The 25,983-nt window shown below is 66.4% G+C and carries 22 protein-coding genes and 1 tRNA gene; 4 read left to right on the forward strand and 19 right to left on the reverse strand.

All coding sequences use genetic code 11. The features are described 5' to 3' along the window. Positions 1 to 24: 24 nt before the first annotated feature. The 3 genes from G9473_RS00120 to G9473_RS00130 are packed head-to-tail and all read right to left on the reverse strand — an operon-like array spanning position 25 to position 1,498. A complete protein-coding gene (locus tag G9473_RS00120; protein ID WP_291134801.1) occupies positions 25 to 549 on the reverse strand; it encodes a cytochrome c in 525 nt (174 codons plus the stop codon). Further along, positions 546 to 1,037: a DUF6692 family protein gene (locus G9473_RS00125; protein WP_291134803.1), complete on the reverse strand. Its 492-nt coding sequence runs from the start codon at positions 1,035 to 1,037 to the stop codon at positions 546 to 548. The genes G9473_RS00120 and G9473_RS00125 overlap by 4 nt, the downstream gene beginning before the upstream one ends. Continuing rightward, the gene (locus G9473_RS00130; protein ID WP_291138545.1) at positions 1,034 to 1,498 is read right to left on the reverse strand and encodes a DUF305 domain-containing protein; all 465 of its coding nucleotides are present in this window, start codon (positions 1,496 to 1,498) and stop codon (positions 1,034 to 1,036) included. Before G9473_RS00130 ends, G9473_RS00125 begins: the two co-directional genes overlap by 4 nt. A gap of 205 nt (positions 1,499 to 1,703) precedes the next feature. Between G9473_RS00130 and G9473_RS00135 the strand changes: the two genes are divergently transcribed. The 3 genes from G9473_RS00135 to G9473_RS00145 all read left to right on the forward strand — a co-directional run bounded on the left by G9473_RS00135 (position 1,704) and on the right by G9473_RS00145 (position 4,613). Continuing rightward, positions 1,704 to 3,440, forward strand: a complete 1,737-nt coding sequence (locus G9473_RS00135) for a copper resistance system multicopper oxidase (RefSeq protein WP_291134804.1) — start codon at positions 1,704 to 1,706, stop codon at positions 3,438 to 3,440. Next, on the forward strand, positions 3,440 to 4,471 hold the full coding sequence (locus G9473_RS00140) for a copper resistance protein B (RefSeq protein ID WP_291138548.1): 1,032 nt from the start codon (positions 3,440 to 3,442) through the stop codon (positions 4,469 to 4,471). The genes G9473_RS00135 and G9473_RS00140 overlap by 1 nt, the downstream gene beginning before the upstream one ends. Positions 4,472 to 4,539: 68 nt before the next feature. Further along, positions 4,540 to 4,613: transfer RNA gene (locus tag G9473_RS00145), tRNA-Gly, on the forward strand. Positions 4,614 to 4,657: 44 nt separating this feature from the next. Here G9473_RS00145 and G9473_RS00150 read toward each other — a convergent pair. From G9473_RS00150 to G9473_RS00185, 8 genes are all read right to left on the reverse strand, one after another. Continuing rightward, positions 4,658 to 6,100, reverse strand: a complete 1,443-nt coding sequence (locus tag G9473_RS00150; RefSeq protein ID WP_291134817.1) for a DUF1501 domain-containing protein — start codon at positions 6,098 to 6,100, stop codon at positions 4,658 to 4,660. Between the two features lie 11 nt (positions 6,101 to 6,111). Further along, positions 6,112 to 7,971 (reverse strand): DUF1800 domain-containing protein, encoded by a 1,860-nt coding sequence (locus G9473_RS00155; RefSeq protein WP_291134806.1) that lies wholly within the window; start codon positions 7,969 to 7,971, stop codon positions 6,112 to 6,114. Positions 7,972 to 8,049: 78 nt separating this feature from the next. Further along, positions 8,050 to 8,541, reverse strand: a complete 492-nt coding sequence (locus G9473_RS00160; RefSeq protein WP_291134819.1) for a DUF6702 family protein — start codon at positions 8,539 to 8,541, stop codon at positions 8,050 to 8,052. Further along, entirely contained in the window at positions 8,538 to 10,955 is a 2,418-nt protein-coding gene (locus G9473_RS00165; RefSeq protein ID WP_291134821.1) for a M1 family metallopeptidase, read from the reverse strand. Before G9473_RS00165 ends, G9473_RS00160 begins: the two co-directional genes overlap by 4 nt. Before the next feature lie 221 nt (positions 10,956 to 11,176). Further along, complete coding sequence (gene yiaY / locus G9473_RS00170; RefSeq protein ID WP_367159830.1) at positions 11,177 to 12,289, reverse strand: L-threonine dehydrogenase; 1,113 nt, start codon at positions 12,287 to 12,289, stop codon at positions 11,177 to 11,179. A gap of 137 nt (positions 12,290 to 12,426) precedes the next feature. Next, positions 12,427 to 13,947, reverse strand: coding sequence for an aldehyde dehydrogenase (adh, locus tag G9473_RS00175; RefSeq protein ID WP_291134824.1), 1,521 nt, complete (start codon positions 13,945 to 13,947; stop codon positions 12,427 to 12,429). 178 nt (positions 13,948 to 14,125) lie between these two features. Next, on the reverse strand, positions 14,126 to 15,076 hold the full coding sequence (locus tag G9473_RS00180) for a GAF domain-containing protein (RefSeq protein ID WP_291134826.1): 951 nt from the start codon (positions 15,074 to 15,076) through the stop codon (positions 14,126 to 14,128). A gap of 83 nt (positions 15,077 to 15,159) precedes the next feature. Continuing rightward, a complete protein-coding gene (locus G9473_RS00185) occupies positions 15,160 to 15,801 on the reverse strand; it encodes an NAD(P)-dependent oxidoreductase (protein ID WP_291134827.1) in 642 nt (213 codons plus the stop codon). A 236-nt stretch (positions 15,802 to 16,037) separates the two neighbouring features. Between G9473_RS00185 and G9473_RS00190 the strand changes: the two genes are divergently transcribed. Continuing rightward, entirely contained in the window at positions 16,038 to 16,475 is a 438-nt protein-coding gene (locus tag G9473_RS00190) for an FKBP-type peptidyl-prolyl cis-trans isomerase (RefSeq protein ID WP_291134829.1), read from the forward strand. 83 nt (positions 16,476 to 16,558) lie between these two features. Here the strand turns inward: G9473_RS00190 and G9473_RS00195 are convergent, their stop codons facing one another. From G9473_RS00195 to G9473_RS00230, 8 genes are all read right to left on the reverse strand, one after another. After that, positions 16,559 to 18,844 carry a penicillin acylase family protein gene (locus tag G9473_RS00195; RefSeq protein ID WP_291134830.1) on the reverse strand — a complete coding sequence of 762 codons (2,286 nt, stop codon included), beginning with the start codon at positions 18,842 to 18,844 and terminating at the stop codon, positions 16,559 to 16,561. Positions 18,845 to 18,919: 75 nt separating this feature from the next. Further along, entirely contained in the window at positions 18,920 to 19,039 is a 120-nt protein-coding gene (locus G9473_RS00200; protein WP_291138551.1) for a DUF2474 domain-containing protein, read from the reverse strand. A gap of 22 nt (positions 19,040 to 19,061) precedes the next feature. Then, positions 19,062 to 20,069: a cytochrome d ubiquinol oxidase subunit II gene (gene cydB, locus G9473_RS00205; RefSeq protein WP_291134832.1), complete on the reverse strand. Its 1,008-nt coding sequence runs from the start codon at positions 20,067 to 20,069 to the stop codon at positions 19,062 to 19,064. Beyond that, a complete protein-coding gene (locus G9473_RS00210) occupies positions 20,066 to 21,541 on the reverse strand; it encodes a cytochrome ubiquinol oxidase subunit I (protein WP_291134834.1) in 1,476 nt (491 codons plus the stop codon). Before G9473_RS00210 ends, cydB begins: the two co-directional genes overlap by 4 nt. Positions 21,542 to 21,721: 180 nt before the next feature. Next, positions 21,722 to 22,351, reverse strand: coding sequence for a peroxiredoxin (locus G9473_RS00215; protein ID WP_291134836.1), 630 nt, complete (start codon positions 22,349 to 22,351; stop codon positions 21,722 to 21,724). Positions 22,352 to 22,652: 301 nt separating this feature from the next. Further along, positions 22,653 to 23,675, reverse strand: a complete 1,023-nt coding sequence (locus G9473_RS00220; RefSeq protein ID WP_291134837.1) for a DUF6733 family protein — start codon at positions 23,673 to 23,675, stop codon at positions 22,653 to 22,655. A 234-nt stretch (positions 23,676 to 23,909) separates the two neighbouring features. Beyond that, entirely contained in the window at positions 23,910 to 24,980 is a 1,071-nt protein-coding gene (locus tag G9473_RS00225) for an NAD(P)-dependent alcohol dehydrogenase (RefSeq protein WP_291134839.1), read from the reverse strand. 141 nt (positions 24,981 to 25,121) lie between these two features. Beyond that, the gene (locus G9473_RS00230) at positions 25,122 to 25,916 is read right to left on the reverse strand and encodes an SDR family oxidoreductase (protein WP_291134841.1); all 795 of its coding nucleotides are present in this window, start codon (positions 25,914 to 25,916) and stop codon (positions 25,122 to 25,124) included. Positions 25,917 to 25,983 lie beyond the last annotated feature (67 nt).

The following is a 25,983-nucleotide window of genomic DNA, read 5'->3' on the forward strand; positions in this document are numbered from 1 at the left end:
GCAAGGAGGCTGCACGAAAGCCGATCAGTGTTCGTGGCCGCCCTCGAAGCCCGCATATTGCTCCGCGGTCATGCCGGGCATGGCCTTGACGAAGGCGGCGATGTTCCAGAGCGTCCTATCGTCATGGGGCGGGCCGAAGGCGGGCATTCCGCTCATCTTGACCCCGTGCTTCACCATCCAGAAGATCTCGCGCTCGCTCCATTGATCCGCCACTCTTGCGAGTGCGGGCGGATGAGGCCGCATCCCGGCGGCCCATCCGGCCTTCCCCGCGCCGACGCCGCCGTGGCAATGGGCGCAGTATTCCTTGTATTCGCCCGCCCCGGCCTCGATCATCGCGGGGGTGAACTGCGGCGGAGGCCCGACATCGCCCGCGCGCGCCTCGACCCCGTTGTGCATCGCGGTGTCGAGCGCCCAGCCGACAGCGGGATTGTGGCGGTCGGTCGCGGCGACATTGTAGGCGCCGGTCAATATCACCGCGAGGCCGATGGCGAGAAGCAGCACCAGCATTCCGATCGCTCCGACGAGTGCGCCCTTGGTGGATGGCTTCATGTCGCATTCCTTTCCGTGCAGTCGACGAAGCCGGCATATCCCAGTTCGTCTTCGGCCCCGGGAACGAGGACGATCATGTCCATGCCCGAAAGCCCGGCATCGCCGCGTTCGTCGCGCGGTCGCAGGAGGACGCTGAGGTCGCCCCTTGCAAACCGGCCTTCGCCCGCGGCGGGAAGCGGGACGAGCTTGCCGTTCAGCTTGATCGTGCCGGTGCCGCCCGGTGCGAACACGAAGGAGGGATAGGCGAGTTCGGTCAGCCGGACGGCGCATCGCCCCGCCAGACCACCGACCGCCGAAAGGTCGGCCACCGACATCGTCTCGGGCTTGACCAGCGCGGGCGAGACATTGGCGAGCGTGGCTTCGGGGGCCATGACCGGCGCCGGGCTCGGTGCGGCCTCAAGCTGGGCTTCGCGGTCGTTGCCGATCGCGGTGTTGCGGTTGCAGCCGGCGAGCGCGAGGATCATGGCGACAAGGGCGATCGCTCTCATTGCCGCGCCTCCTCGGGCAGCCGCTCGGCGACCCGGACCCCGTTTTCCTCGATGTCCTCGAGAAGGTAGCGCATCTGCGCGATCTCGCGCCGCTGGGCGAGGATGATGTCGTGGGCGAGCTTGCGCACGCGCGGGTCGCGGATGTGGGCGCGTTCGCTGGTCATGATCGCGATCGAATGGTGCGGGATCATCGCCGCCATGTATTCGCTGTCGGTCACGGTCGTCTGGCTCCGCAGCAGCCAGAGCGCGACCGAGAACACCAGCGCCGCCACGGCGAGGATCAGCGCGTTCTTCGCCCGGCTCGGATACAAGCTCCACATGAAGAGCAGCATCACAACCATCATCGCCGACCCCATCACGAAGGCCATCCAGAAGCGCGTCTCGCTCCAGAACACGTGGTCGATGGTGAAGGTGTTGATATACATCAGGCCGAACATCACGGCCGTGCTGGTGCCGATCATCGCCATGAAGCGCCAATAGGGATCGCGCCTCTCGCTTTCGCCGCTTTTGCCCTGTTCTTTCAAACTTCTTCTCCCTGTCGATGGGGCAACGGGGCGGGCCGTGGAAGGTTCGCCCGTCAGCGGCGCACCGCGCCTGATGGGCCGCGAGCCGAGTGCCTTCGTCGATCCTCTTGAAATACCCTCGGGGGGTATATATTCGGCCTGTATGAGCAAATCCCCCCGGCTCGCTGCGCCCGTCTCGCGCCGCGGCCTCATCACCAGCACCGCCGCCCTTGCCGCCGCCGCCGCGCTGCCCATGCCCGGCTGGGCGAAGGGCCGCTCACTGTCGCGCGCGGCGCAGGGCTTCGGCGAGCTTTCGGGCGAGGACATCGCGCTCACCATCGGCGAACATCACTTCATGACCGGCGGACGCGCGGGGCACGCCGTGGCGGTGAACGGGTCGGTTCCCGGCCCGCTGATCCGGCTGCGCGAAGGGCAGGACGTGCGGCTCCACGTCACGAACAATCTCTCTGAGGACAGCTCGATCCACTGGCACGGCCTGCTGCTGCCGTTCCAGTTCGACGGGGTGCCGGGCGTCAGCTTTCCCGGAATTCGCCCGGGGGAGACTTTCACCTATTCCTTCCCCGTCCGCCAGAGCGGGACCTACTGGTGGCATTCCCATTCGGGGCTGCAGGAACAGGCGGGGCATTACGGCCCGCTGGTGATCGAAAGCGCCGATCCGGACCCGCGCTACGACCGCGACTATGTCGTGCTGCTGTCCGAATTCACCCCGCTCCACCCGCACGACATCATGCGCAAGCTCAAGGTCGGGGAGCACTACTTCCAGCGTCAGATGCAGACCGCATCCGAAGGCGAGATGCCGGGCGATATGCGGCGGATGTGGGGCCGGATGCGGATGAATCCGCGCGACATCGCGGACGTGACGGCGAACACCTACACCTATCTCGTCAACGGGCACGGGCCCGCCGACAAGCTCGAATTGGCGTTCCGCCCGGGCGAGCGGGTGCGCCTGCGCGTCATCAACGGCTCGGCCATGACTTTCTTCAACGTCCGCATCCCCGGCGTGCCGATGACCGTCATCGCCGCCGACGGGCAGGAGGTGGACGAGGTCGAGGTGGACGAATTCCAGATCGGCGTCGCGGAAACCTACGATGTGATCGTAGCGCCCCCCGCCGGAAGCCACGCGATCGTCGCCGAAAGCATGGATCGGAGCGGCATGGGCGTCGCCAGCCTCACCAGCCACGCCGGCCATATCGCGACCCCGCCGCCGCTGCGCGAAATCCCGACGCTCACCATGACCGACATGGGAATGGGCGGGGGCATGATGGACCACGCCGCGATGGGTCACGACATGGAGGGGATGGAGGGCATGGACCACTCCATGCGCGACACCTCGCTCCTGCCCGCCGACGTCAAGGCGGGGCCGGGCATGGACATGGTCGCGCCCATGCCGTCCGACCGAATGAATTTTCCCGGCCTCGGCCTCGACGAGGTCGAGCACCGCGTCCTGCGCTATACAGACCTCAGGGCGAAGCGGATGAACCCGCACCGCGAGGTCGACCGCGAGATGGAAATCCACCTCACCGGGAACATGGAACGCTATATGTGGTCCTTCGACGGTCGGAAATTCACCGCCGTCACCGATGACCCGATCCGTTTCGGCTATGACGAGCGCGTGCGGGTGAAGCTCGTCAACCAGACCATGATGGCGCACCCGATCCACCTCCACGGCCATTTCTTCGAGCTTGTGAACGGGGCGGACCATATGCACCAGCCCTTGAAGCACACCGTGGTGGTCCAGCCGGGCGGCACGGCGACCTTCGATCTCACCGCCAACGAGCCGGGCGACTGGGCGTTTCACTGCCACCTCCTCTATCATATGCACGCCGGCATGATGCAGGTCGTGACCGTGCGGCCCTTCCCGCAGAACGGGCGGGCGTGATGCGCCTTTTCCTGCTGGTTCCCGCCGCGCTCGTCGCGGCGCCCCTGCACGCACAGGACCATGCCGGCCACGGCGCGCCCCCTGCCGAGACCGCGAGCGAGCTGGACCACTGCGCGATGGGCCACCTGCCGCCCGAACAATGCCCGCCGCAGGACGAAGCCGAGGAAGATCATTCGGCCCACGGCGCGATGGAAGACATGGCCGAGGACGAGAGCGCCATGCCCGGCATGGACCACTCCGCCCACGAAGCCGCGCCCGACAAGTCCGCTCCCGGTGCCGCGAGCGAAACCGCCGTCCCGCCGCGGGCCTTCGAAGGCCCGCGCCACGCCGCCGACGCGGTCTGGGGCGAGGCGGCCATGGCCCCGGCCCGCGCCGCGCTGGCGCGGGACAGCGGCGGATTTCGCACCGGCATGGTGATGATCGAACGGTTCGAAGCGCGCCTTGCCGCCGATGGCGGCGCCGATGCTTTCCTGTGGGACGCCCAGGGCTTTTACGGCGGCGACATCAACCGCTTCGTCATCAAGACCGAAGGCGAGGGCGAGTTCGGCGGCGATCTCGAAAACGCCGAGGCGCAGGCGCTCTACAGCCGGGCGATCGGCCCGTTCTTCGACCTTCAGGCGGGCGTGCGCGTGGACGACGCACCCGACACGCGCGCGCACTTTGTCGCGGGCATACAGGGGCTTGCGCCCTATATGTTCGAGCTCGACGCGGCGCTGTTCCTGTCCACCGAGGGCGACCTCACGGCGCGGATCGAGGCCGAATACGACCAGCGCATCACCCAGCTCCTGATCCTCCAGCCCCGCATCGAGGTCGAGCTTGCCGCGCAGGACATTCCCGAGCGTGCGATCGGCGCAGGCTTCACGAAAATCGAGCCGGGCGTGCGGCTGCGCTACGAATTCCGCCGCGAATTCGCGCCCTATCTCGGCATCGAATACGAAGCGAAGGCCGGGCGCACAGCCGACATCGCGCGCGCCGCGGGGGAGGACCCCGACGGGATCAGGCTCCTCATCGGCCTGAGGACATGGTTCTGACCCGAAAGGGCCACCGTCGAACCTGTATTGACCGCTTGCGAATTATCGTGCCAAGGGGCGAGCGCATTGCGGGTGTAGCTCAATGGTAGAGCAGAAGCTTCCCAAGCTTAAGACGAGGGTTCGATTCCCTTCACCCGCTCCAGCCCCCGCGGCATTTCCCCGCCATCCTCGCCGAGCCGACGCTGCCTAGCCCGCCTGTGCCGCCTCTTCCTTCATGAAGCCGAGGTCGGGTTCGTCGAAATTGCCGATATTGGGCGAAACGAGCGGGATCTCGGCGTCGGACACGCCGAACCACTTTGCCAGCGTTGCCGAATACTGGTCGACCGATGTCGTCGGCAGCAGGCGTCCCTGGCCCACCTGTCCGTCGTCCTCGACCGAGATCGTCGGCGCGGTGCCGTAGAACTGCCCTCCCCGGACCGCTCCGCCGAGCACGAAATGATGCGATCCCCAGCCATGGTCCGAGCCGTCGCCGTTCGAGGACAGCGTGCGCCCGAAATCCGATGCGGTGAAGGTCGTCACCCGGTCCGCGACGCCGATCTCGACCATTGCCCGGTAAAAGGCGTCGAGCGCGAAATCGACACCGGCGAGCAGACCCTCATGCGTGCCGATCAGGCCGTCATGGTTGTCGAAACCGCCCGTGGCGACGAGGAAGACCTGCCGCTTCACGCCCAGCTGGTTGCGGCCCGCGATCAGCCGCGCAACGATCTGGAGTTGCGAGGCGAGGCTGTTGCCGCTGCCGAAATCGGTCGCGAGGTTCACGCCCGAAATCGCGTCGTTGATGAAGCCCGAATACTGGATCGAGCGGGCGTTCATCGTCGCATAATCGGCCGCGAACACGTGGTTGCCCTGGGCCGTGATCAGACTGCGCAGCGCATCGCTCGCCGCCCCGGAGCCATAGAAATTGCGCCCGAGCGCGCCGATCTCGATCGCGCCGGCCGGAGCAATGCCGTAAGGCTGCACCTCGTCGCCTGAAAGGAACACCGCATTGCCGGTCGCATTGATCGCGGTGAACATCGAATTGGTGTTGCTGCTCGCCGCGAGGTCGCCGATCCGCCCGCCCCAGCCCGAGGTCGACCCTTCGGGCCGGCCCGATTGCCACGTCGATTGCTGGTCGTTGTGAGAGAACAGCTTTGCCGGGCGGGGGAAACTGGTGATGTTTTCGCTTTCGAACTGCGCCCTTGTCAGCGGCACGATCAACGGGCCGACATTGAGCAGGGGCGCCATGGCGCCCTGGTCGAAGCGCGATTTGAGCCGCGGCATGGTGGGGGCGAGCGCGAGCTGCATATCGTCGGTCAGGGTCTGCTCTTCGAGCGGGCTGAGCACCTGTCCCGTAAGCGCCGCGCGGTCGATCGCGATGCCTCCATTCGCCGGCAACCCGCCCCGGATCGCGGAATAGCGCGCATAATTGGCGGCATCGAAGGGGATAAGCGTGTTGGCGTGATCGTTCCCGCCAAGCAGGAACACGCAGACCAGCGCCTTGTAGCCGTCGCCGCTCGCAAAGGCCGCCGCGTCGGACAGGCCGGCCAGGCCGAGCGCATAGCCCGATGCCGCCCCCATCATCGCGAGCTGCCCCGATCGCCGCATGAAGGCGCGGCGCGATATTTCCCCGGCCTTGCCGATATGGACCATCCGCCGCTCCTCTACTTCTGCACCAGGTAATCGTTCGAGACCATCACTAGCAGCACCGCGCGGTGGATCTGCGCAAGCTTCGCCGCCTCGCTGCTCGCCGGGCTCACCGGAGTGGCGCCGAGCGCATCGGCAATGGTCGTGCGGGTCGATTGCGACAGCTGCCCGGCGGTGAGCAGCAGGTCGAGGCGGTCGAGCAGGGCATCGATATCGTGCACGATATCGAGTTCCTGGGCGTAGGTCGCCCTGACATCGAACATCCATCCCCCGCGCCCGTCGATCGTGCGCTCCATGAAATTGATGTAGCTGGCAGCCGTCGTCTCGTTGACGATCTGGAATTCGGGCGCGACGAGATCCGCCGCGGCGGCCTGCGAATTCGCGGGCGTGTAGCCGGGGCGGAAGAAATTGAAGACCGACGGCGAGCGAAGCGGCGACTGGCCGAGCCGGTTCGCGCTCTGCGACAGGTTCTGCATCAGCCACGCGCCCGTGTCGCTGCGCGCGCCGAAGGTCCGGCCCCACTGGGCGAAGCGCAGCATGGGCTCGCGCAGCTTGCCGAAGGTCGTGCTGGTGAGCGAGGCGGGCGAAAGCGCCTCGTCGTCGAGCAGCACCGCCTTGAACACGGCCCTGAGGTCGCCGCGAACGCCCGAACCATTGTCGTCGAACGCCTGCGCGACCCGGCGGACGTAATCAGGCGAGGGATTGCTGGTGACGAGGCGCTGGATCATCTGCCGGCCGAAGAACGGCCCGACATTGGGGTGATTGAACAGCGTGTCCATCGCGATCCGCAGCGATTCGGGCGCCCCCGTCCCGGCGGGGATCGTGGTGCCGAGGAAGCGCTTTTCCTCCAGCGAATGCGTGTCGCGGCCGAAGGGAAAGCGGCGCGCCGGGTCGGCCGTCATCGGGGCGCGCAGCAGCCGGGCTTCGGGCACGTCGAGGTCGGGCTGGGACGGCGGGGAGGCGAACTTGATGTCGCCCGAATAATCGTAATTATACCCGGTGAAGACCTTGGCGATCCCGGTCACGTCGTCATTGGTGTAGGTCTCGATCGGCTCGCCCGCGCCATCGGTGCGCACCGTGCCGTCGGCGTTGAGCTCGAACAGCCCGATCGAGAACAGCTGCATGACTTCGCGGGCGTAGTTCTCGTCGGGGACGCGGCCCGTCGTCGGATCGGCTTTCTGGTTGCCGAGCGTGTTGAGGAAGACGCCCATCGCCGCATTGAGCGTGATCGCCTCGATCAGGTCGCGGAAATTGCCGAAGGCGTGGCTCTTGAGGATGTCCCAATAGGCGCCGATCGCGCTGCTCGGCCAGATCGTGATGTTGTTGACCGAGACGACGAAGAATTCGGACAGCGCGAGCGCAATGCGCTTGCGGACCGAATTGCGGCCCGACAGCAGCTGGCTCCAGATCATGTAGTCGGCCGGGTCCGAACGGAAGAACCACTGGTTGTCGTCGACATCCTCGAAGCCCAGGCCCGAGAGGAACTGCTCGGCGGTCTGTTCGATGGACTGGTTTATCTCGCGGTCGAGCCACGCCTCGTAGCCTTCCGAGCGCAGCTCGAGAACGTCGCCGGGGCTCACCGAAAGCCCGGCGTGCAGGGCGAAGCGGGCCGCTTCCTCGTCGGTCTGCGGCTTCAGCACGGTGGGCGGGGCCGCGCCGCCGCCCCCGCCTGCCGAGGCGGAGCCGCCAGGCGATCCCGAACCGCCACCCCCGCAGGCCGCCGTGGCAAGACCGAGCGCGAGCGCGGCCGTGCCGGGCGCGGCGATTCCGGCGGGCTTTGCGGGTTCGTCCTGCGTGTTGGAGGAAGGTTCCGGCGACCCGGCGGGGCCGCTTTCGGCCGCTATGCGCTCTTCGGGCTGTTCCAGCGTGTCGGACACTCGCGCTCCCCCTCCCTGTCGTCGCGCTATCAACGTGAAAGGAACGGGCGGGTCTGTCAAACCCTTCGCCGGGCAAGGTTATTGCAGGGTCGCGCCCTTCGCCGGATCGCCCGCGCGGAAGATCAGGGTTTCGACTTCGGTGCCGCTGCCGATGTTCACCCGGTTCTCCTGCCGCGCCCACACGTCGGTGAGGATCAGCGAGCGCACGGTGAGGCGCGCGCCGGGGCCGGGCGAGGGCGCTTCCTGGTAAATGACGAGGCTGCCCCCGTCGATCTCGCTGCCGAGCAGCGTGAAGGCGACCGGCTCGCCCGCGTGGGTGACGGTGAAGCGTTCCGCGATGTAGCGCACGAATTCGCGGCGGCTGGGGATGTCGCCGATGATGTCGGGCGCGGCGATCCCGCGCCGCTTCAATGCGTGTTCGGCATCGTGGAGCGGCACGCGGTGGACCACTTCGAGCATCCCCGTGCGCGCATTGTGCGAGACGATCGAGATCGCGGTCTTCTGCTGGTGCGCCGATGCCGGCAGCGCCAGCACCAGCGCCGCGAGGAGCGCGAGCAGCCAGCGGATCATTGCGAACCCTGGCTTTCCGCCATCAGGTCGCGGCCCGTGCGCGAGCTTGCCTCGGGCGACTTGAAGGCTTCGACCCGGCTTTCGATGATGCGGCGCGGATAGTAGTTGTTCTCGACGTCCGCATCGGCGGTTTCCCAGTCGGGATCGACGACGACGCTGGCGAGCCGCTTGCCCTTGGGAAAGACGAGCAGCTTGCTCACCTCGCGCGAATTGCGCCGCCAGATTTCGGCGGGGATCGTCATGCGTTTGGTCGAGCCGTCCTCGAAGGTTAGGCCAAGGATGATCGGCATGACGAGGCCGCCCTTGTTCGAGAAGCTGAGGACGTAATAATTCGCGTCCTCCTTGACCGCGCGGTCGAAGGTCCGCCGCTCCCACGGCTCGAGGCTGTCGAGGAAGCTCTCGTAGCTCTCGCGGTCCTTCGGCGTGACGGTGAACTGGTCGTTTTCGTCGTAGAAATCGGTCACGCCGGGGTTTTCGAGCACCCAGATCGGCACGCCCTGTTCCTCGTTGAGGCGCACGCCGACCTTTTCCGGCTCGCCCAGCAATTCCTCGCGGCGGCGCTTCAGGTCGATGTCGGGGTTTTTCGTGTCGAGCCGCAGGCGGTGGATCGCATCCAATGAGATGTCGACATGGTCGGTGGTGTAGAACCAGCCCCGCCAGAACCAGTCGAGGTCCGTGCCCGAAGCCTCTTCCATGGTGCGGAAGAAATCGGCCGGCGTCGGTCGCTTGAACTTCCAGCGGCGGGCATATTCCTTGAGCGCGAAATCGAACCGCTCGCGCCCGATCACCGTGTCGCGCAGGATGTGATAGGCCGCCGACGGCTTGCCATAGGCGTTGGGGCCGAGGTTCAGGACGCTGTCCGACTGGGTCATGATCGGGACCTGGTTGGTCGAGGTCATGTAGGGGATGAGATCGCGCGGCAGGCTGCGGCCCCAGGGCAGGTCCGGATCCCATTCATAGCCCGCGACGCTGTCGAGGAAGGAATTCAGCCCCTCGTCCATCCAGGTCCACTGCCGCTCGTCCGAATTGACCGTCATCGGGAAATAGATGTGCCCGATCTCGTGGATCACGACGCCGATGAGATAGACCTTTTCCGAGAGCGAATAGGTCCGCGTCCCGTCCTCGTTGAGCGTCGTGCGCGGGCCGTTGAAGGTGATCATGGGATATTCCATCCCGCCCACGGGCCCGTTGACGCTCTGCGCGACCGGATAGGGATAGTCGAAGCTGAAGCGCGAATAGACCTTCATCGTGTGGACCACCGCAGCGGTCGAATACTTGCGCCATAGGTCGCCGCCTTCCTTGGGCCAGAAGCTCATCGCCATGACGAGTTCGTTCTCGGCGCCCGGCTGGCGGTGGCCCTGTGCGTCCCAGATGAACTTGCGGCTCGATCCCCAGGCGAAATCGCGCACGTTTTCGGCGGTGAAGCGCCAGGTCTTGGTGCCGCTCGGCCCGGTGCGCTCGTTGGCGGCGGCTTCTTCCGGCGTGACGATGAATACCGGCGAGTCCGCGCTGCGTGCGGCCTCGAGCCGCTGGCGCTGCGCGGCGGTGAGCACTTCGCCCGGGTTCGCGAGCACGCCGGTCGCCGAGACGATGTGGTCGTCCGGCACGGTCATGGTCACGTCGTAATCGCCGAATTCGAGCGTGAACTCGCCGCGGCCGAGGAACTCCTTGTTGTGCCAGCCTTCATAGTCCGAATAGGCGACGAGGCGCGGGAACCACTGGGCGAAGAGGAAGATGTCGTTGCCGCCCTTCCTCGGATCATCGGGGAAATGTTCATAGCCCGAACGCGCGAAGATCGTGTTCTCCTCGACGATGTTGAACGCCCATTCGATGTCGAAGCTGACCTCTTCGCCCGACGCGAGCGGAGTCGGCAGGTCGATCCGCATCAGCGTGCCGACGATGGTGTGGGCGAGCGGCGTCCCGTCGGCCAGCCGGACGGCCTTGATGTCGTAGCCATAGGAATTGTCGGCCATGGCCTGCTGGCGCCGCAGCTCCTCGAGGCTGAGGCGTGCGGGTTCCCCGCCGCGCGCCGCGTCGATGCGCGGACCGCGCCTGCCGGGGCCGCCGAAAGTCGTGGTCATCTCCGCCATGCTGTCGGTGCGGAAAATGTTCTGGTCGAGCTGCATCCAGATCCACGGCAGCGTGTCGGGCGAATTGTTGACGTAGCGCACGCGGCCTTCCGCCTCGAGCCGACGCTTGTCCTCGTCGAGACGCGCGCGGATCGTGTAGTCGGCCTGCTGCTGCCAGTACTGGTGCCCCGGCGCGCCGCTCGCGTTGCGGTAGACGTTGGGGTCGGGGAGCACCTCGTCCAGTTGACGGAACTTGTCCTCGAAATCGCCCTTGGTCTGCTGGATGCCCTGTGCAGCGGCGGGGACTGAGAAAAGGAAGGCGATGATAAGGGCGATCAGGCGCAAGGGTCTGGTCCTTCGGTCGGGTCTGGTCCGGTGAGGCGAAAGCATCGACTCCGCCAAGGGGAATCGCTTGCTTTTGCGCGGGATGGATGGCGCGACCCTCGCGCTCCGCGCGCAAATGTCAATCGCCTGTCGCCGAACCTGTTTGCCCCTTCCGCTAAGAAAAGCGCCCGGCAGGTCCTTTGGGGGACCGCCGGGCGCAGCGCGCTCGCCTTGGGAGAGGTTCAGGCGGCAGCGCGGAAAATGGCCTCGATCTCCTCCTGGTTGGCGGTCCGGGGATTGGTGAAGCCGCAGGCATCGTTCATCGCGTTCGCGGCGAGCGTGGCGATGTCGTCCTCCTTCATTCCGAGCTGGGCGAGGCCCGCCGGGATACCGATATCGGCCGAAAGCTGGCGGATCGCCGCGATTGCGGCCTCCGCGCCCTGGCGTTCGTCCATGTTCGAGACATTGACGCCCATCGCCGCCGCGACATCGCGCAGCCGCCCGGCCGAAACCGCCGCGTTGAAAGTCTCGACATGGGGCAGAAGCACCGCGTTGCACACGCCGTGGGGCAGGTCGTAGAAGCCGCCCAGCTGGTGCGCCATCGCGTGGACATAGCCCAATGATGCGTTGTTGAACGCCATCCCTGCGAGGAACTGGGCATAGGCCATCGCCTCGCGCGCCTCGAGATTGGTCCCGTCGGCCACGGCATCGCGCAGGTTCTGCGAGATCAGCGCCATCGCCTTGAGCGCACAGCCATCGGTGATCGGCGTCGCCGAGGTCGAGACATAGGCTTCGATCGCGTGGGTCAGCGCATCCATGCCGGTCGCGGCGGTGAGGGCGGCGGGCTTGCCCACCATCATCGCGGGATCGTTGACCGACAGGAAGGGCGTCACGTGCTTGTCCACGATCGCCATCTTCACGTGCCGCTCGACATCGGTGATGATGCAGAAGCGGGTCATCTCCGCAGCCGTCCCGGCGGTGGTGTTGATCGCCATCAGCGGCACCTGCGGCTGCGGCGACTGGTCGATGCCTTCATAGTCGGCGATCTCGCCGCCATTGGCCGCGACGAGCGCGATGCCCTTGGCGCAGTCATGGCTCGACCCGCCACCGAGCGATACGACGAGGTCGCATTCGTGGTCGCGTAGCAGCGCAAGGCCGTCCTCGACATTACCGGTCGTGGGATTGGGCTGCGCCCCGTCGAAGATCGCGGCGCGGATGCCTGCATCTTCGAGCACTTTCGCGACGTCATCGGCGACGCCGAGCCTTGCGAGCCCTTCGTCGGTGACGATCAATGCGCTGGTGAAGCCGCGCCCGGTGAGCGTCGCAGCGGCATCGGCGAGAGCGTTCTCGCCCATGATGTTCATCGACGGCATGATGAAAGCGGTAGACATGATAATCCTCCTCCCGTTTGCGGGTTGGCTGTTGTTGACGGCATGACCGGGCGTCGGTGCGACCCTCGAGAGGCGCCCGGTCATGGCCGTTTCTTCTTCCTTCAGAAGAACCCGAGCTTCTTCGGCTCGTAGGAAACCAGCATATTCTTGGTCTGCTGGTAGTGGTCGAGCATCATGCGGTGCGTTTCGCGCCCGATGCCCGATTGCTTGTACCCGCCGAACGCGGCGTGGGCCGGGTAGGCGTGGTAGCAATTGGTCCACACGCGGCCCGCTTCGATACTGCGGCCCATGCGATAGCAGCGATTGACGTCGCGGCTCCACACGCCCGCGCCGAGGCCGAACAGCGTGTCGTTGGCGATCGAAAGCGCGTCTTCCTCGTCGCGGAAAGTCGTGACCGAGACGACGGGGCCGAAGATCTCCTCCTGGAAGACCCGCATCTTGTTGTGGCCTTTGAGGACCGTGGGCTGGACGTAGAAACCGCCCTCGCATTCGCCCGAAAGCTGCGCGATGCCGCCTCCTGCGAGCACTTCGGCGCCTTCTTCGCGGCCGATGTCGAGATAGGACAGGATCTTCGCCTGCTGTTCGGCCGAAGCCTGCGCGCCCACCATGGTCGCGGGATCGAGCGGGTTGTCCTGCTTCAGCGCGGCGACGCGGGCGAGGACGCGCTCCATGAAGCGGTCATAGATCGATTCCTGCACCAGCGCGCGCGAGGGGCAGGTGCACACTTCGCCCTGGTTCAGCGCGAACATGACGAAGCCTTCGATCGCCTTGTCGAGATAGTCGTCGTCCTCGAACATGACATCGTCGAAGAACAGGTTGGGCGACTTGCCGCCCAGTTCGAGCGTGACCGGAATGAGATTCTCGGACGCATATTGCATGATCTGCCGCCCGGTCGTCGTCTCGCCCGTGAAGGCGATTTTGGCGATGCGCTTGGATGAGGCGAGCGGCTTGCCCGCTTCGAGGCCGAAGCCGTTGACGACGTTGACGACGCCATCGGGCAGGAGGTCGCCGATCAGTTCCATCAGTGCCATGATCGAGGCCGGCGTCTGTTCGGCGGGTTTCAGCACCACGCAATTGCCCGCGGCCAGTGCCGGGGCGAGCTTCCACGTCGCCATCAGCAGCGGGAAGTTCCACGGGATGATCTGGCCGACCACGCCCAGCGGCTCGTGGAAGTGGTAGGCGATGGTGTTCGCGTCGATTTCCGAAATGCTGCCTTCCTGCGCGCGGATGCAGCCGGCGAAATAGCGGAAATGGTCGATCGCGAGCGGAAGGTCGGCGGCCATCGTCTCGCGGATCGGCTTGCCGTTGTCCCAAGTCTCGGCTTCGGCCAGCGCAGCGAGGTTCTCCTCCATCCGGTCGGCGATGCGGGTGAGGATCAGCGCGCGTTCGGCGACCGGGGTCGCGCCCCATGCGGCGCGGGCGGCGTGGGCGGCGTCGAGCGCGGCCTCGATGTCCTCGGCCTGCGAGCGCGCGACCGTGCCGATCACCCGGCCGGTGACGGGCGAGACGTTCTCGAAAGTCGCGGCGCTTTTCGCCGGAACCCAGCGCCCGCCGATGAAATTGTCGTAATGCTCTTTCAGCGAAGGCCGCATCAGTGTCGCGGCATTGGTCTGCATATCCATGGGGTTTCCTCCTCCCGCTTGTGCGCTCCGGTTGGCCCGGGGCGTCGTTGGTGACGGGGAGCAGGATGCCTCAACGGACGCTGCGGGGAAGGGGGGCGAGGTCGCTCGCCGCCCCCAAGTGTCTCACCGGTGAGACAGGTCCGTAAGGAAAAGCGCAGCGCTGCCCTGCGCGAAAGGCTCAATCGAGCCCGGCGCGGGCCATGCGGCGGTAGAAGGTCGCCCGCCCGATACCGAGATCGCGCGCCGCGGCGGCGACATTCCCGCGCGAACGGGCGAGCGCCTGGCGCAGCACGCGGCGCTCGGCAGCGGCAAGCGGGTCTTCGTCGGGCACGCCGAGGATATCGGCGACGGGAACCGGGTCTTTCGCGCTCACCTTGCAAAGCAGGTCGCGTCGCCGTGCGTTGCGATCGGCACCGATTACGAGATCGTCGCGATCGATCGCCACCAGCCCGCCTCCGCTCGGCCCTGCGTGCCCTTCCCCGTCGAGATGGACGATACGGCAGCCTTGATAGGCCGCGCCGAACAGCAGCCGCTCGAGCTCCTGCGCGGCACCCGCCAGCACGTTCATGATGAGCGCCGCCGTGTCGCGGTCGTGGTCATAGCGATTGGTCGAGACATCGAGCGCGCCGACGAGGCTCCCGCCCGCGTCGTAGATAGGCACGCCGTGGCAGCTCACCGCCACGTTGGCGGACAGGAAATGCTGGTCGCGGTGAATGACGACGGGTTTTTCATCGGCGAGACAGGTGCCGATCCCGTTGGTCCCTTCGGCCGCTTCGGACCAGCATTCGCCCGCCACCAGCCGCGCTCGGTCGAAATGGACGCGGTCGGCGTCCTCCATGCGCTCTTCGAGGATCAGGCTGTCGGCATCGGTCAGCAGGATGCAGCGCCCGCTGCGCACCAGCGTCTGCGCGATCCGGTCGAGCACCGGGCCGGCATGGCGGATGAGTTCCTCGCGCGCTCCTCTGGCGAGAGCGAGGCGGCTTGCATCGAGGCGGTCGGCAGCCGGGCCCTTGGCGGGGTCGAGCCCGTGATGCAGGGCAGATCGGCACCAGGATGCGGCGAGCGTCGAGCGTCCCGCCTGGTCCGACGAAACCGCTTCGCGCACGAGCTGGGCGTGCTCGTCCTCCAACCTGTTCTCCCTCTCCCCGCACCGCGCAAGCTATCAGAGGGGAGGGGCTCCCACAAGCGAGCCCTGCCGCGACCGGGGCGCGGCTAGCGGGCGAGCACTACGTCGCGCCCGATGTCGAGGTCCTTCTCGACTGCATCGACCAGGTAGGCCGCGACATCCGCGCGGCTGACGATGCCGTTGTGCCAGCCCGATGGATCGCGCTTGACCTTGGCCTTGCCCGATCTCGGCCCGCCGGTGAGGATCACCGGGCGCACGATCGTGTATTGCAGCGCGGAGTGGAGGATAATCTGCTCCTGCCGGTCCTTGTCGGCATAGACCCGCCCGAGCAGCGCGCGGTGGCCGAGCCGCTCCAGCGTGCTCATCGCTTGCCTGGAGCGGCCCGCGCCGTAGCCCGTCACCGCGACGAGCCGACGCACGCCGGCCTCGCTCATCGCCTCGACGAGGATTTCGGTCGTTGTGGAGAACAATGTCTCCTTCTGCCACAGCATCGAGACGCTCTCCGAAATGCCCAGCGCGTAGATAACCGCGCGCACGCCCTTCAACGCATGGGTGACGTCGGCGCTGTCGGTGGCATCGCCGGGAAAGGGTTCGACGAGGCGGGTCGTCTCGAGGCTGTCGGCGCTGCGGGCGAATGCGCGCACGGGAAGCTCGCGCCGGACGGCCTCCTTCACCGCGAGCTTGCCGATGCCCGAGGTCGCGCCCATGACGAGGATCGGCGCGCTCACGGGCGGCCTCGCGCGGCTGGCGGGAGAGATGGTTGCGTGCGTGAGATTACAATCATGCCGGCCCAACGAGCGAGCCCGCGCGAAGTGCCGAAAAGGCCGCGTCCGGCTTCATTTGACACCGACGGCTTCGATTGAGAGACTCGCGCGCGAGACGAGATGCCCTGCGCGCGCCTGCGCGAATGGACCGGTTTCGGGCTGCCGGAGAACACGAACATCCGGATAAGGAAAGGATTACAATGGCAACCGCAAAGACCGGCGATACCGTCGCGATCGATTATGTCGTCAAGACGAGGGAAGGCCGAGTCGTCGGCGGGACCGAGGGGCAGGGGCCGCAGACGCTCACGCTCGGCAATGACGAGATCTTCCCGCAGATCGAAAGCGCGCTGACCCAGATGGAAGTCGGCGGAGAGGACACGGTGACGATCGATGCCGAACACGCCTTCGGCCCGCGCCGCGAGGAACTGATCGTGGAGATCCCGCGCGCCAACCTTCCGCCCGATGCCCAGCCGCAGCCGGGCATGACCCTGTCGGCCCAGCAGAACGACGGCCAGCCGATCCAGCTCGTCATCACCGACGTCAAGGAAGATTCGGTCACCGCCGACGGCAACCATCCGCTCGCGGGCGAGGATCTGATCTTCGGCCTCACGCTGGTCGAAATCAAGCAGGCGGCATAGGCCACATCCCGACAAGGCCGGGCGCGCCAGCGCCCGGCCCCCTCACCAGGCGCGCCGGATGCACCCGCATCCGGCGCGTTCGCTCATTCGGAAAGCGTGATCGTCTCGCCGATCGCCTCGGCTGCGATCTCTTCCTCGTCGAAAGGCAGGCGCACCCACTGCTTGTCCGAGAACAGGCGGGTCTGGTCGTCGAAATGCGGCGAGGCGGGGTTGGTGGACTGCGAATAGGTCAGGATCGCATCGGCAACCGGGCCGTCCTCGTCGAAGCCGACGATCTGGATGTAGCTCGACCCGTGGAGCGGCTCGAGCCCGCCCGGCACCTTCATCGCATCGACGATCACCTGCATATTGAGCACGCCCGCCTGGTGCGGGCCGCCGTGGATCGCGATCTCGCCTTCGGGCGCGCGAAAGGCGAGCACGTCGCCCCAGCGCGCATCGAGCGCGATGCCGTTTTCGCTCAGCTCGGCCACGGCCTCGCCCAGAGCATCGAGCAGCTTTTCCGCCGCAGCGCCGCCGTCCGCCAGATCGCGCGGGGTCGCGACCGGGTCGGTGGGGTCGAAGGCGACCTGCCACAGCCCCGGCATCCGCTCGGCCTTCATCCAGAATTCGGCGAAAAGGTAGGCGCCGCGGCTGTCGGCATCGAACCGCCGGTCCCAACCGGCAAGCGCCGCGCAGGCTTCTTCCAGCGTCTCGCGCGTTGCGCACAGGTCCAGCACCGTCTCGAGCGCCATGTCGGCGGCAAGGCTCTTGTTCGCCAGCACCAGCCGCTTCGCCCGCTCGTGGTCGATCTTGCCGCCGGCAAGCAGCGCCTCGGTCTCGAGGAAATTCGAGCGCGTCCTCAGGGAAAGCGCCTCCTCGTGCTTGCCGAGGATGGGCGACAATTCCGGATGCGGCGCGCGCGGGTTGCTCAGCCAGTAGCTGTCATTGCTGTTGGTGAGATAGTCGCGCCTTATGGTCGAGGCCTGGTCCGACGCGGGCATCAGGCCCGGCACCGCCGTCCCCTCGGCCACGTCCCACGCGCATTGCGAGCGCGACCCGTCGAGCAGCGTCACCCGCGCGGCGGCGAGCGCGGTGAAGGGTGTCGAGCATTCCTCGATCTTCGCCGCCGACACGTTCGGGACGGCGGTGATATCGGCATGGAGCGCGTCGCCCGCGCGGTCGGCCGCGATCGTGTTGACCCAGGAAATGCCCAGCGTCTCGCTCACCGCGTCCTCGATCTCGTGCACGGTTTCCGACTTGCCGATGCGGATCCACGCCTCGAAGGCGCGCTGGTTGAACCGGTTGGCGTCGCGGATCGCGAAGGCCATCGACTTGCCCCATACGAAAGGCGTGCCGGGGATCGAGACGACCGGGCCGAAGCGGGTGAAATAGACCGTGCGCGTCACCGGCTCAGCGCCGCCGGGCATCGGCACGGCGACCTCGCGCGCCTCCATGTCGATCGTTTCGCCGTCGAGGACATAGCGCGTGGGATCGGCGGGATCGAGCGTCAGCGCATAGACCGTGAAATGGCGCGCGGCGGTGACGGTGTGAGTCCAGGCGACATCCTTGTTGAAGCCGAGGAAGGGCAACGGCGCCCCCGCTAGCCCGACGCCCATCACGTCGTATTCGCCGGGGATGGTGGTGTGCATCTGCCAGAAGCGGTTGGGCCCTTTCCACGGGAAGTGCGGGTTGCCGATGACCATGCCGCGCCCGTTCGCGGTCGCCTCGCCGCCGAAGGCCCAGCCATTGCTGCCCAATTCGGGTTTCACCGGGTAGGGGAAGGCGTCGAAATCGAGCGATGCAGCCTTGGCGGGCGCCTCGGCGGGTTCGGGCGGGGCGGCGTTGGCGATGCCGCTGCCCAGAGCGAGCAGGCCGCCCATGATCATCTGCCTTTCGAGATAGGCGAGCATATCGTCTTCGCCGATCGGGCGGACCCATTCCTCGCCCCGACACGCCTCGGGAACGCCCTCAGGCCCGGCATCGGCGAGGAAACGGTTGTAGCCTGCGACATAGCCTTGCGCGACCGCACGCGCTTCGGGTGCGGCATCCTTCCATCCTTCGCGCAGGGCTGGCAGATCGATCGCGGCGCGGAAGAAGACGTCGGATTCGAGATTGCCCATGTCCGGATTGCCCGGCCCGAGCCGGCCTTCGGGGCCGAAATGGAGCGATCTCTCGCCCCGGACGGTGACGAATTGTTCGGCCATGAGGCACAGGTTGTCCTGGGCATAGGCATAGGCGACCCCGTAGCCGAGCCCGCGCCAGTCGGGCGCGACGATATGCGGGATGCCGTAGGTGGTGCGGGTGATTTCCGCTTCGTAGCGCGGCTCGGCCTGAGCGCCGGTGGCCGCCATTGCCGCGACGCTCGCCGCCGCGAAAATCCATTTGCGCACGATTCTCTCCCTTCGCGTGACTTGCGAAGGGAGTTTAGAAAAGCGGGCAGGCTCCGGCAATCGGCTGCTTGCCGGTCATGGCGCGACCCACAGCCGCAGCAGCCACGCGACAAGTCCCAGGACGGCCACGCTCGCGCCCCAGATCGCCGCCATCCATGCAAGGCGCTGCCACAGCGGTCTTTCGTCTGCGGGGATCTCGGCGGGGGTGTCCTCCGGCTCAGTGATAGCCTTCATCCCCCACCTTTCCGCGGAACACCCAATAGGCCCAGCCGGTGTAACCGATGATGAGCGGCATGGTTATGACCGTGCCGACCAGCATGAAAAGCTGGCTCGAAACCGGTGCGGCCGCGTCCCAGATCGTGATCGAGGGCGGGGCGACATGGGGCCACAGTGTCACGCCGACGCCCGCCATGCCGAACAGGAACAGCGCGAGCGAGAGCCAGAACGGCTTGGAGTGCCGGTCGGTCGACAGCGCGCGCCACAGCATCACCGCCACCGCCGCCGTCAGCAGCGGGACCGGCCAGACGTAGTAGATTTCCGGCGCGGTCAGCCAGCGCGCGGCATATTCCTCGTTGAGCAGGACATTGGCGATGCTCACCGCGCCCATCAGCACGATCGTCGCCGCCGCCGCCCACTTGCCCAGCCGCCGCGCATGGTCCTGCGCCTCGCCGTCCAGCTTCCACACCAGCCAGGTCGCGCCTAGCAGGGCATAGCCTGCGAGCGTGCCGACCCCGGTGAGCAGGGTATAGGGCGTGAGCCAGTCGAACGGCCCGCCCGCGAAGGCGCGGCCCTCGACCTCGATCCCCTGCAGCAGCGCGCCCAGCGTCATGCCCTGCGCCATCGCGGCGACGATGCTGCCGCCGGTGAAGGCCGCGTCCCAATAGCGCCGGTGGCCGGGATCGCGCCAGCGGTACTCGAAGGCGACCCCGCGAAAGACGAGGCCCAGCAGCATGGCGATGATGAGCGGGTAGGTCGCGGGAAGGATCACGGCATAGGCCAGCGGGAAGGCCGCGAACAGCCCGCCGCCGCCGAGCACCAGCCATGTCTCGTTCCCGTCCCATACCGGCGCGATCGAGTTCATCGCCCGGTCGCGCTCGCGCCCGGCCTCGAAGAACTTGAACAATATGCCGATGCCGAGGTCGAACCCGTCCATCACGACATAGGCGAAGACGGCAAAGGCGATGATGAAGGCCCAGACGGCGGTGAGGTCGACGCTGTAGGTCATTCGGCCGGCTCCGCCAGCACGCCGACATTCCCGTCATCGCCCGGGTTGTGCGACAGGCCAGGCGCGATCCCCGCGGTGCGGATCGGGCCCCTGTCGCCGCGCTTGACCCCCGGCTCGCCGGTATGCGGCCCTGCGCCCATGAGCTTCAGGATATACCACACGCCCGCGCCGAAGACGGCGAAATAGATCACCACGAAGGCGACCAGCGAACTGCCGACCGCGCTCGCCGAAAGCGGGCTTGCCGCCTCGGCGGTGCGCAGCGCGCCGTAGACGACATAGGGCTGGCGGCCGACCTCGGTGGTGATCCACCCGGCGAGCACCGCCATCAGCCCCGACGGCGCCATGACGACCGCCGCGCGGTGTAGCCAGGGCCAGTCGTAAAGCTTGCCGCGCCAGCGCGCGATCAGGCTCCACAGCCCGACGCCCAACATCAGGAAACCGAGAGCGACCATGATCCGGAAAGACCAGAACACGATGGCCGTCGGCGGCTGCTCGTCGTCGGGAATCGTATCGAGCCCGGCCATCGGCGCGTCGAGATCGTGCTTGAGCACGAGGCTCGACAGTTTCGGGATGCCGACCGCGTAATCGAGCCGCTGCTCCTCGTCATTGGGAATGCCGAACAGGTAGAGCGGCGCGCCGTCGGGGTAGGAATCGTAATGCCCCTCCATCGCCATCACCTTCTGCGGCTGGTGTTCGAGCGTGTTGAGCCCGTGATAATCGCCCGCGACGATCTGCAGCGGCGTGACCAGCGCGGCCATCCACATCGCCATCGAGAACATGGTGCGCGCGTGACGATTGGGCTCGCCCGCCTCTCCCTTGCGGCGCGCGGCCCGCTCACGCAGCAGGTGGAACGCGCCCACGCCGCCGACGATGAAGGCGGTGGTCAGGTAGGCCGCCAGCACGGTGTGGACGAGGCGATAGGGGAATGAGGGATTGAAGACGATGTCCCACCAGCTGCCGCCGGGGAGCATCTGTCCGTTCGCGCCGATTTCGAAGCCCGTGGGCGTCTGCATCCAGCTGTTGACCGAAAGGATCCAGAAGGCCGACAGGAACGTGCCCCCCGCGACCATGCAGGTCGCGGCGAAGTGAAGCTTCTTGCCCACCCGGTTCATCCCGAACAGCATCACGCCGAGAAAGCCCGCTTCGAGGAAGAAGGCGGTCAGCACCTCGTAGGCCATCAGCGGGCCGATCACCGGCCCGGCCACGTCCGAGAAGACCGACCAGTTGGTCCCGAACTGGTAGCTCATCACGATGCCCGAGACGACGCCCATGGCGAAACTGATCGCGAAGATCTTAAGCCAGAACTTGTAGAGGTCCATGAACCGCTGGCGACCGGTCTTGAGCCAGAGCCCTTCGAGCACGGCAAGGTAGCTGGCGAGCCCGATCGTGAAAGCGGGGAAGAAGAAGTGGAAGCTCACCGTGAAGGCGAACTGGATGCGGGCCAGCAGCAACGCGTCGGCTTGTTCAAACATTCTCGGTCCTCTTCGAGGGCAGGCGAATGGCGCGGTCCGATTTCAATCCCGTGACGAAGGCGATAGCGGCTTTGATCGGGTAATCTCCCGGTTTCGCTTCGGCATCACGAGGGCGGCGGCTCCACGCGGAAACGGCCGGACGGGCCGGTCCGTTCCCCGCGCGGATGGCCGCGGCCGGTGTCATTCGACCCGGGTGGTCCGCAGGTAGGGCTTGATCGTCTTGAATCCCTGCGGGAAGAGCTTGCGCGCCTCCTCGTCGCCGATCGAGGGCGGGATGATGACGTCGCCACCGGGCGTCCAGTTGGCAGGAGTGGCGATGCGCGCGCGATCTCCCAGCTGGAGGCTGTCGATCACGCGCAGGATCTCGTCGAAATTGCGCCCGACGCTCATCGGATAGGTCATGATGAGGCGGATCTTCATATCGGGATCGATGATGAAGACCGAGCGCACCGCGGCGGTTTCGCTCTCGTCCGGGTGGATCATGTCATAGCTGCGCGCGATGGTGAGATCGGGGTCGGCCACGATCGGGAATTGCAGGCTCACCCCTTGCGTCTCGTCGACATCGGCGATCCAGGCGCGGTGTTCCTCGACCGTGTCGGTGGACAGGCCGAGCGGCTTGACATTGCGCCTCTCGAATTCGTCGGCGAGCTTTGCGGTCATGCCCATCTCGGTCGTGCACACGGGAGTGAAATCGGCCGGGTGGCTGAAAAAGAAGACCCAGCTGCCCTTCGCCCATTCGTGCAGGGTGATGGGGCCGGTGGTGGTGTCGACGGTGAAATCGGGGGCGGTATCGCCGATGTGCAGGCTCATGTTCGTTTCCTCCTTGGTTGGGTGGAGACGGATTAGCGTGACTCGCCGAGGGAAGCGATGTCATTTACACGATTACGATAATCGAATTTTCAGGAACAGCCTTTTTTGCGCAATCCGGCTTTCCGATTCTGCAATTGGCACTTTTCAGTTGCGGAAATTCGCAATCGAATATCGCTTTGGAACGTGATCGCCGCCCGAATGCAAGAGCGCCCCCGCGCCGAGGCGCGGGGGCGTTCCCGTCCCGCCGGACTAAGACGGGCGGACGCGCCATCGGCTGGAAGGTGCGCCCGCCCGGTGTGCCTCAGAAGGAGAAGCCGGCGGTCAGCTTGTAGAAATCGCCGTCGTTGCCGTCCTCGATATCCGCGCCGGCCGTGAAGCGGGCGAAGAAGCCGTTGTCGGTCGAGAACTGCACATAGGGCCCGACCCACTGATACGCGACTGCTGTCGACCCGCCGGGGAAAGTGTTGCGGGTGTTGCTGAGCAGCTCGTAGTGCGCGCCGGCGGAGACATTGTCCGAGAACTTGTAGCCCGCGTTGATCCAGGTGTGGAGGAAGTCGAGCGCGGCGTCGTCGTTCCGGTTGCGCAGCGCCGCGTAGTAGCCGCCGTAGAATTCCGCCTCGAACATTTCGCCGGAATAATTGACGGTCAGGCTCGGCACGATGCCGTCGGCGAAATTGCCGCCGGTCCCGGTCGGCACGTCGTTCGCATCGAGAACGCCGCCCGAAAGCAGCGCCCCGTTGGTGATGCCGATCTGCGGCTTGATCACGAAATCGCCCGAATAGATCGCGACGCCCGCGCCGAATTCGGTCCACAGGTCGCTGCCGAGGCCGGTTCCAAAGGCGTCGGTGGTCCAGATGATGCCGTAGAAGCTGAAATCGACATTGTCGCTGATCGGGATGAGCCCGTTGAACGCCGGGTAGAAGCCGAAGAAGGCGTCCTGGTTGAGCGTGACGGTGAAGCTGTCCGAACGCCCGCCCGTTTCGCCCTGCGCGGCGGCGGCCGCAGCGGCAGTCACGGCGATTTCGCTGGAAGCGGGGGCGGTCGCGGCAGCCGAAGCCGAGGCCGAAGCCGAGGTCAGGGCGAAATCGCTGGCGCCCAGCGTGCCGGTCGCGGTGCTTTCGAGAGCGATGGTCTCGCTGCCGGCGGCCGCATCGGGCGCGATCGCGTCGAGCCGTTCGGCCAGCTCGATGGCGGCCTCGTCGTCGGCGATCGCGAGCGCGGAGGCGGCCGAACTCACCGGCAGCGCATCGCTCTTGGCCATGGCCGGAGCCGAAGCCGCGGCGATCGCGAGGACCAGCGGGGCGTGGATATAGGTCTTCTTCATGTGGAACGCTCCTTGAAAGAGAGGTGGTGCGTTCCGCCTGCGATATTTCAATGCCGGACCTCTTTTCAGAGCGGGCCCGTGCAACGGCTGCAAGCTGTCACATCAATGACACCGCTTGCGCAAGCGTGTCATGGTATCAGGTCTCACGATTTTTATGTTGCGTTGCACAAACGCCACACGCAGTTTTGCTACGCGGATTGTCCGGACAATTTGCCGAAAATGACCCTCGCGCGGTCAGTCCGCGCGCAGGCTCTCCATGTCGATCACGAAGCGATACTTGACGTCGCTCGCCTCCATCCGGTCGTAGGCTTGCGGAACCTCGTCGATGCGGATCGTCTCGATCTCGGGAAGGATGCCCTTTTCGGCGCAGAAATCGAGCATCTCCTGCGTTTCGGCAAGCCCGCCGATCCCGCTCCCTGTGAGCACCTTGCGCCCCAGCAGCACGGCGCTGTGCATCTCGGGCAGCATATCGATCACGCCGACGAGAACCTGCACCCCGTCGACTCGCAGCAGGTGGAGATAGGGCGTGACGTCATGGCGCACGGGAATGGTGTTGAGCACGAGGTCGAAATACCCCGCCTTCGCCTTCATCTCCGCCTTGTCGGTGGTGTTGAGGAAAGCGTGCGCGCCGAGGCTTTCCGCGTCGGCGCGCTTGCTTTCGCTGCGGGAAAGCACGGTGACTTCGGCACCCATCGCGGCGGCGAGTTTCACGCCCATGTGCCCGAGCCCGCCGAGCCCGGCGACCGCGACCTTCGTGCCGGGGCCGACCTTCCATATGCGAAGCGGCGAATAGGTGGTGATCCCGGCGCACAGCAGCGGCGCGGCCTCGGCCATCGGCAGGCCCTCGGGAACCTTGAGCACGAATTCCTCGCGCGCGACGATGCGTTCGGAATAGCCGCCATAGGTCGGTGTCCCGTCGCGCCGGTCGGTTCCGTTATAGGTCCCGGTCATGCCCCCATCGAGGCAGTACTGCTCGAGATCGGCCTCGCAATGGGTGCATTCCATGCAGGAATCGACCATGCACCCGATCGCGACCCTGTCGCCGACCGCGTGGCGCGTGACCTTGTCGCCGACGGCGGCCACCGTGCCGACGATCTCGTGGCCCGGCACGATCGGATAGGTCGTGCGCCCCCAGTCGTTGCGCGCCGAATGGAGGTCGGAATGGCAGATGCCGCAATGGCTGATCTCGATCAGCACATCGTCCTCGCGCAGGCCACGCCGGGTGATTTGCATCGGCCCAACGCCGCTGTCGGGCGACGTCGCGCCATAGGCACGGGTCGGATATTCGTTCGTCTGCGTTGCCATTGTCCGTCCTTCCAATGATGTGCGCTTAACGAGCCAGAGGCTCGCAAGCGCGACTGCGCGCCGGCCGGTCAGGCCGCCCCCGCGCAAGGCGTCGGGGAAGCCGACTGGCCGTGAGCGCAAAAAACTCCGCGCGGGGAAAAATCAACGGGGCGGCATCCGGATTGCCCCGTCGAGCCGGAACTGGTGCCCGTTGATGTAGGAATTGCGCGCGATCTCGAGGATCAGCGAGGCGAATTCCTCCGGCTCGCCGAGCCGCTTGGGGAAGGGGACCGAGGCGTTCAATTGCTCCCACATCGCCGGGTTGCGATCCTTCATGCCGAGCATCAGCGGAGTCGCGAAGATGCCGGGCATGACCGAGTTCACGCGGATGCCGACGTCCATCAGGTCGCGCGCCATCGGCAGGACGAGCCCGTTCACCCCCGACTTGCACGAACCGTAGATGACCTGCCCGATCTGCCCGTCCTGCGCCGCGACGCTCGCGGTGAGCACGATCGCCCCGCGCTCGCCGTCCGCGTTCAAGGGCTCGGCATTCGCCATGCCGAGCGCGGAAATGCTGGCGACGCGGTAGCTCGCGACGAGGATGCCCTGCGCGCCGAATTCATAGTCCTCGGTCGGCAGGCGCTTGTACCCGCCGCTTGCCTTGTCCCAGCCGAGCGTCTTGCCGCGCTTCGATGCCATCGCGCAGTGGACCGTCACGCGTTCCTGCCCGTTGGCCGCGCGGGCGGCGGCGAAGCCTTCCTCCACGCTCTCTTCGTCCATGATGTCGACATGGTGGAACGTCCCGCCGATCTGCGCGGCGTGCTGCTCGCCCGCCTCGTCGTTGATGTCGAAGATCGCGACTTTCAGCCCCGCTTCGGCCAGCGCCGCCGCGCTCGCCTTGCCCAACCCCGACGCGCCTCCGGTTACGACGGCGGCCATTCCCTGTTCGAGTTTCATTGCCTCTCCCTTGAACCTTGCGGCGAGAGCCTAGGCGCGAAGCGCGCGCCGCGCCACCTGTCGATTT

This window comes from Erythrobacter sp., assembly GCF_011765465.1.
GTDB lineage: Bacteria > Pseudomonadota > Alphaproteobacteria > Sphingomonadales > Sphingomonadaceae > Erythrobacter.

Excerpts from the sequence above, each read along its gene's own strand:
- G9473_RS00190 (WP_291134829.1), top strand. The coding sequence starts at position 16,038 with ATGGCAACCGCAAAGACCGGCGATACCGTCGCGATCGATTATGTCGTC.
- G9473_RS00140 (WP_291138548.1), top strand. The coding sequence starts at position 3,440 with ATGCGCCTTTTCCTGCTGGTTCCCGCCGCGCTCGTCGCGGCGCCCCTG.
- G9473_RS00210 (WP_291134834.1), bottom strand. The coding sequence starts at position 21,541 with ATGTTTGAACAAGCCGACGCGTTGCTGCTGGCCCGCATCCAGTTCGCC.
- G9473_RS00130 (WP_291138545.1), bottom strand. The coding sequence starts at position 1,498 with ATGATCGGCACCAGCACGGCCGTGATGTTCGGCCTGATGTATATCAAC.
- yiaY (WP_367159830.1), bottom strand. The coding sequence starts at position 12,289 with ATGGGCGAGAACGCTCTCGCCGATGCCGCTGCGACGCTCACCGGGCGC.
- adh (WP_291134824.1), bottom strand. The coding sequence starts at position 13,947 with ATGGATATGCAGACCAATGCCGCGACACTGATGCGGCCTTCGCTGAAA.
- G9473_RS00160 (WP_291134819.1), bottom strand. The coding sequence starts at position 8,541 with ATGATCCGCTGGCTGCTCGCGCTCCTCGCGGCGCTGGTGCTGGCGCTG.
- G9473_RS00230 (WP_291134841.1), bottom strand. The coding sequence starts at position 25,916 with ATGAAACTCGAACAGGGAATGGCCGCCGTCGTAACCGGAGGCGCGTCG.
- cydB (WP_291134832.1), bottom strand. The coding sequence starts at position 20,069 with ATGACCTACAGCGTCGACCTCACCGCCGTCTGGGCCTTCATCATCGCC.
- G9473_RS00150 (WP_291134817.1), bottom strand. The coding sequence starts at position 6,100 with ATGGTCCATATCGGCAAGGCCGGGGAAATATCGCGCCGCGCCTTCATG.
- G9473_RS00125 (WP_291134803.1), bottom strand. The coding sequence starts at position 1,037 with ATGAGAGCGATCGCCCTTGTCGCCATGATCCTCGCGCTCGCCGGCTGC.
- G9473_RS00220 (WP_291134837.1), bottom strand. The coding sequence starts at position 23,675 with ATGAAGAAGACCTATATCCACGCCCCGCTGGTCCTCGCGATCGCCGCG.
- G9473_RS00135 (WP_291134804.1), top strand. The coding sequence starts at position 1,704 with ATGAGCAAATCCCCCCGGCTCGCTGCGCCCGTCTCGCGCCGCGGCCTC.
- G9473_RS00215 (WP_291134836.1), bottom strand. The coding sequence starts at position 22,351 with ATGAGCCTGCACATCGGCGATACCGCCCCCGATTTCACCGTCGACACC.
- G9473_RS00120 (WP_291134801.1), bottom strand. The coding sequence starts at position 549 with ATGAAGCCATCCACCAAGGGCGCACTCGTCGGAGCGATCGGAATGCTG.
- G9473_RS00225 (WP_291134839.1), bottom strand. The coding sequence starts at position 24,980 with ATGGCAACGCAGACGAACGAATATCCGACCCGTGCCTATGGCGCGACG.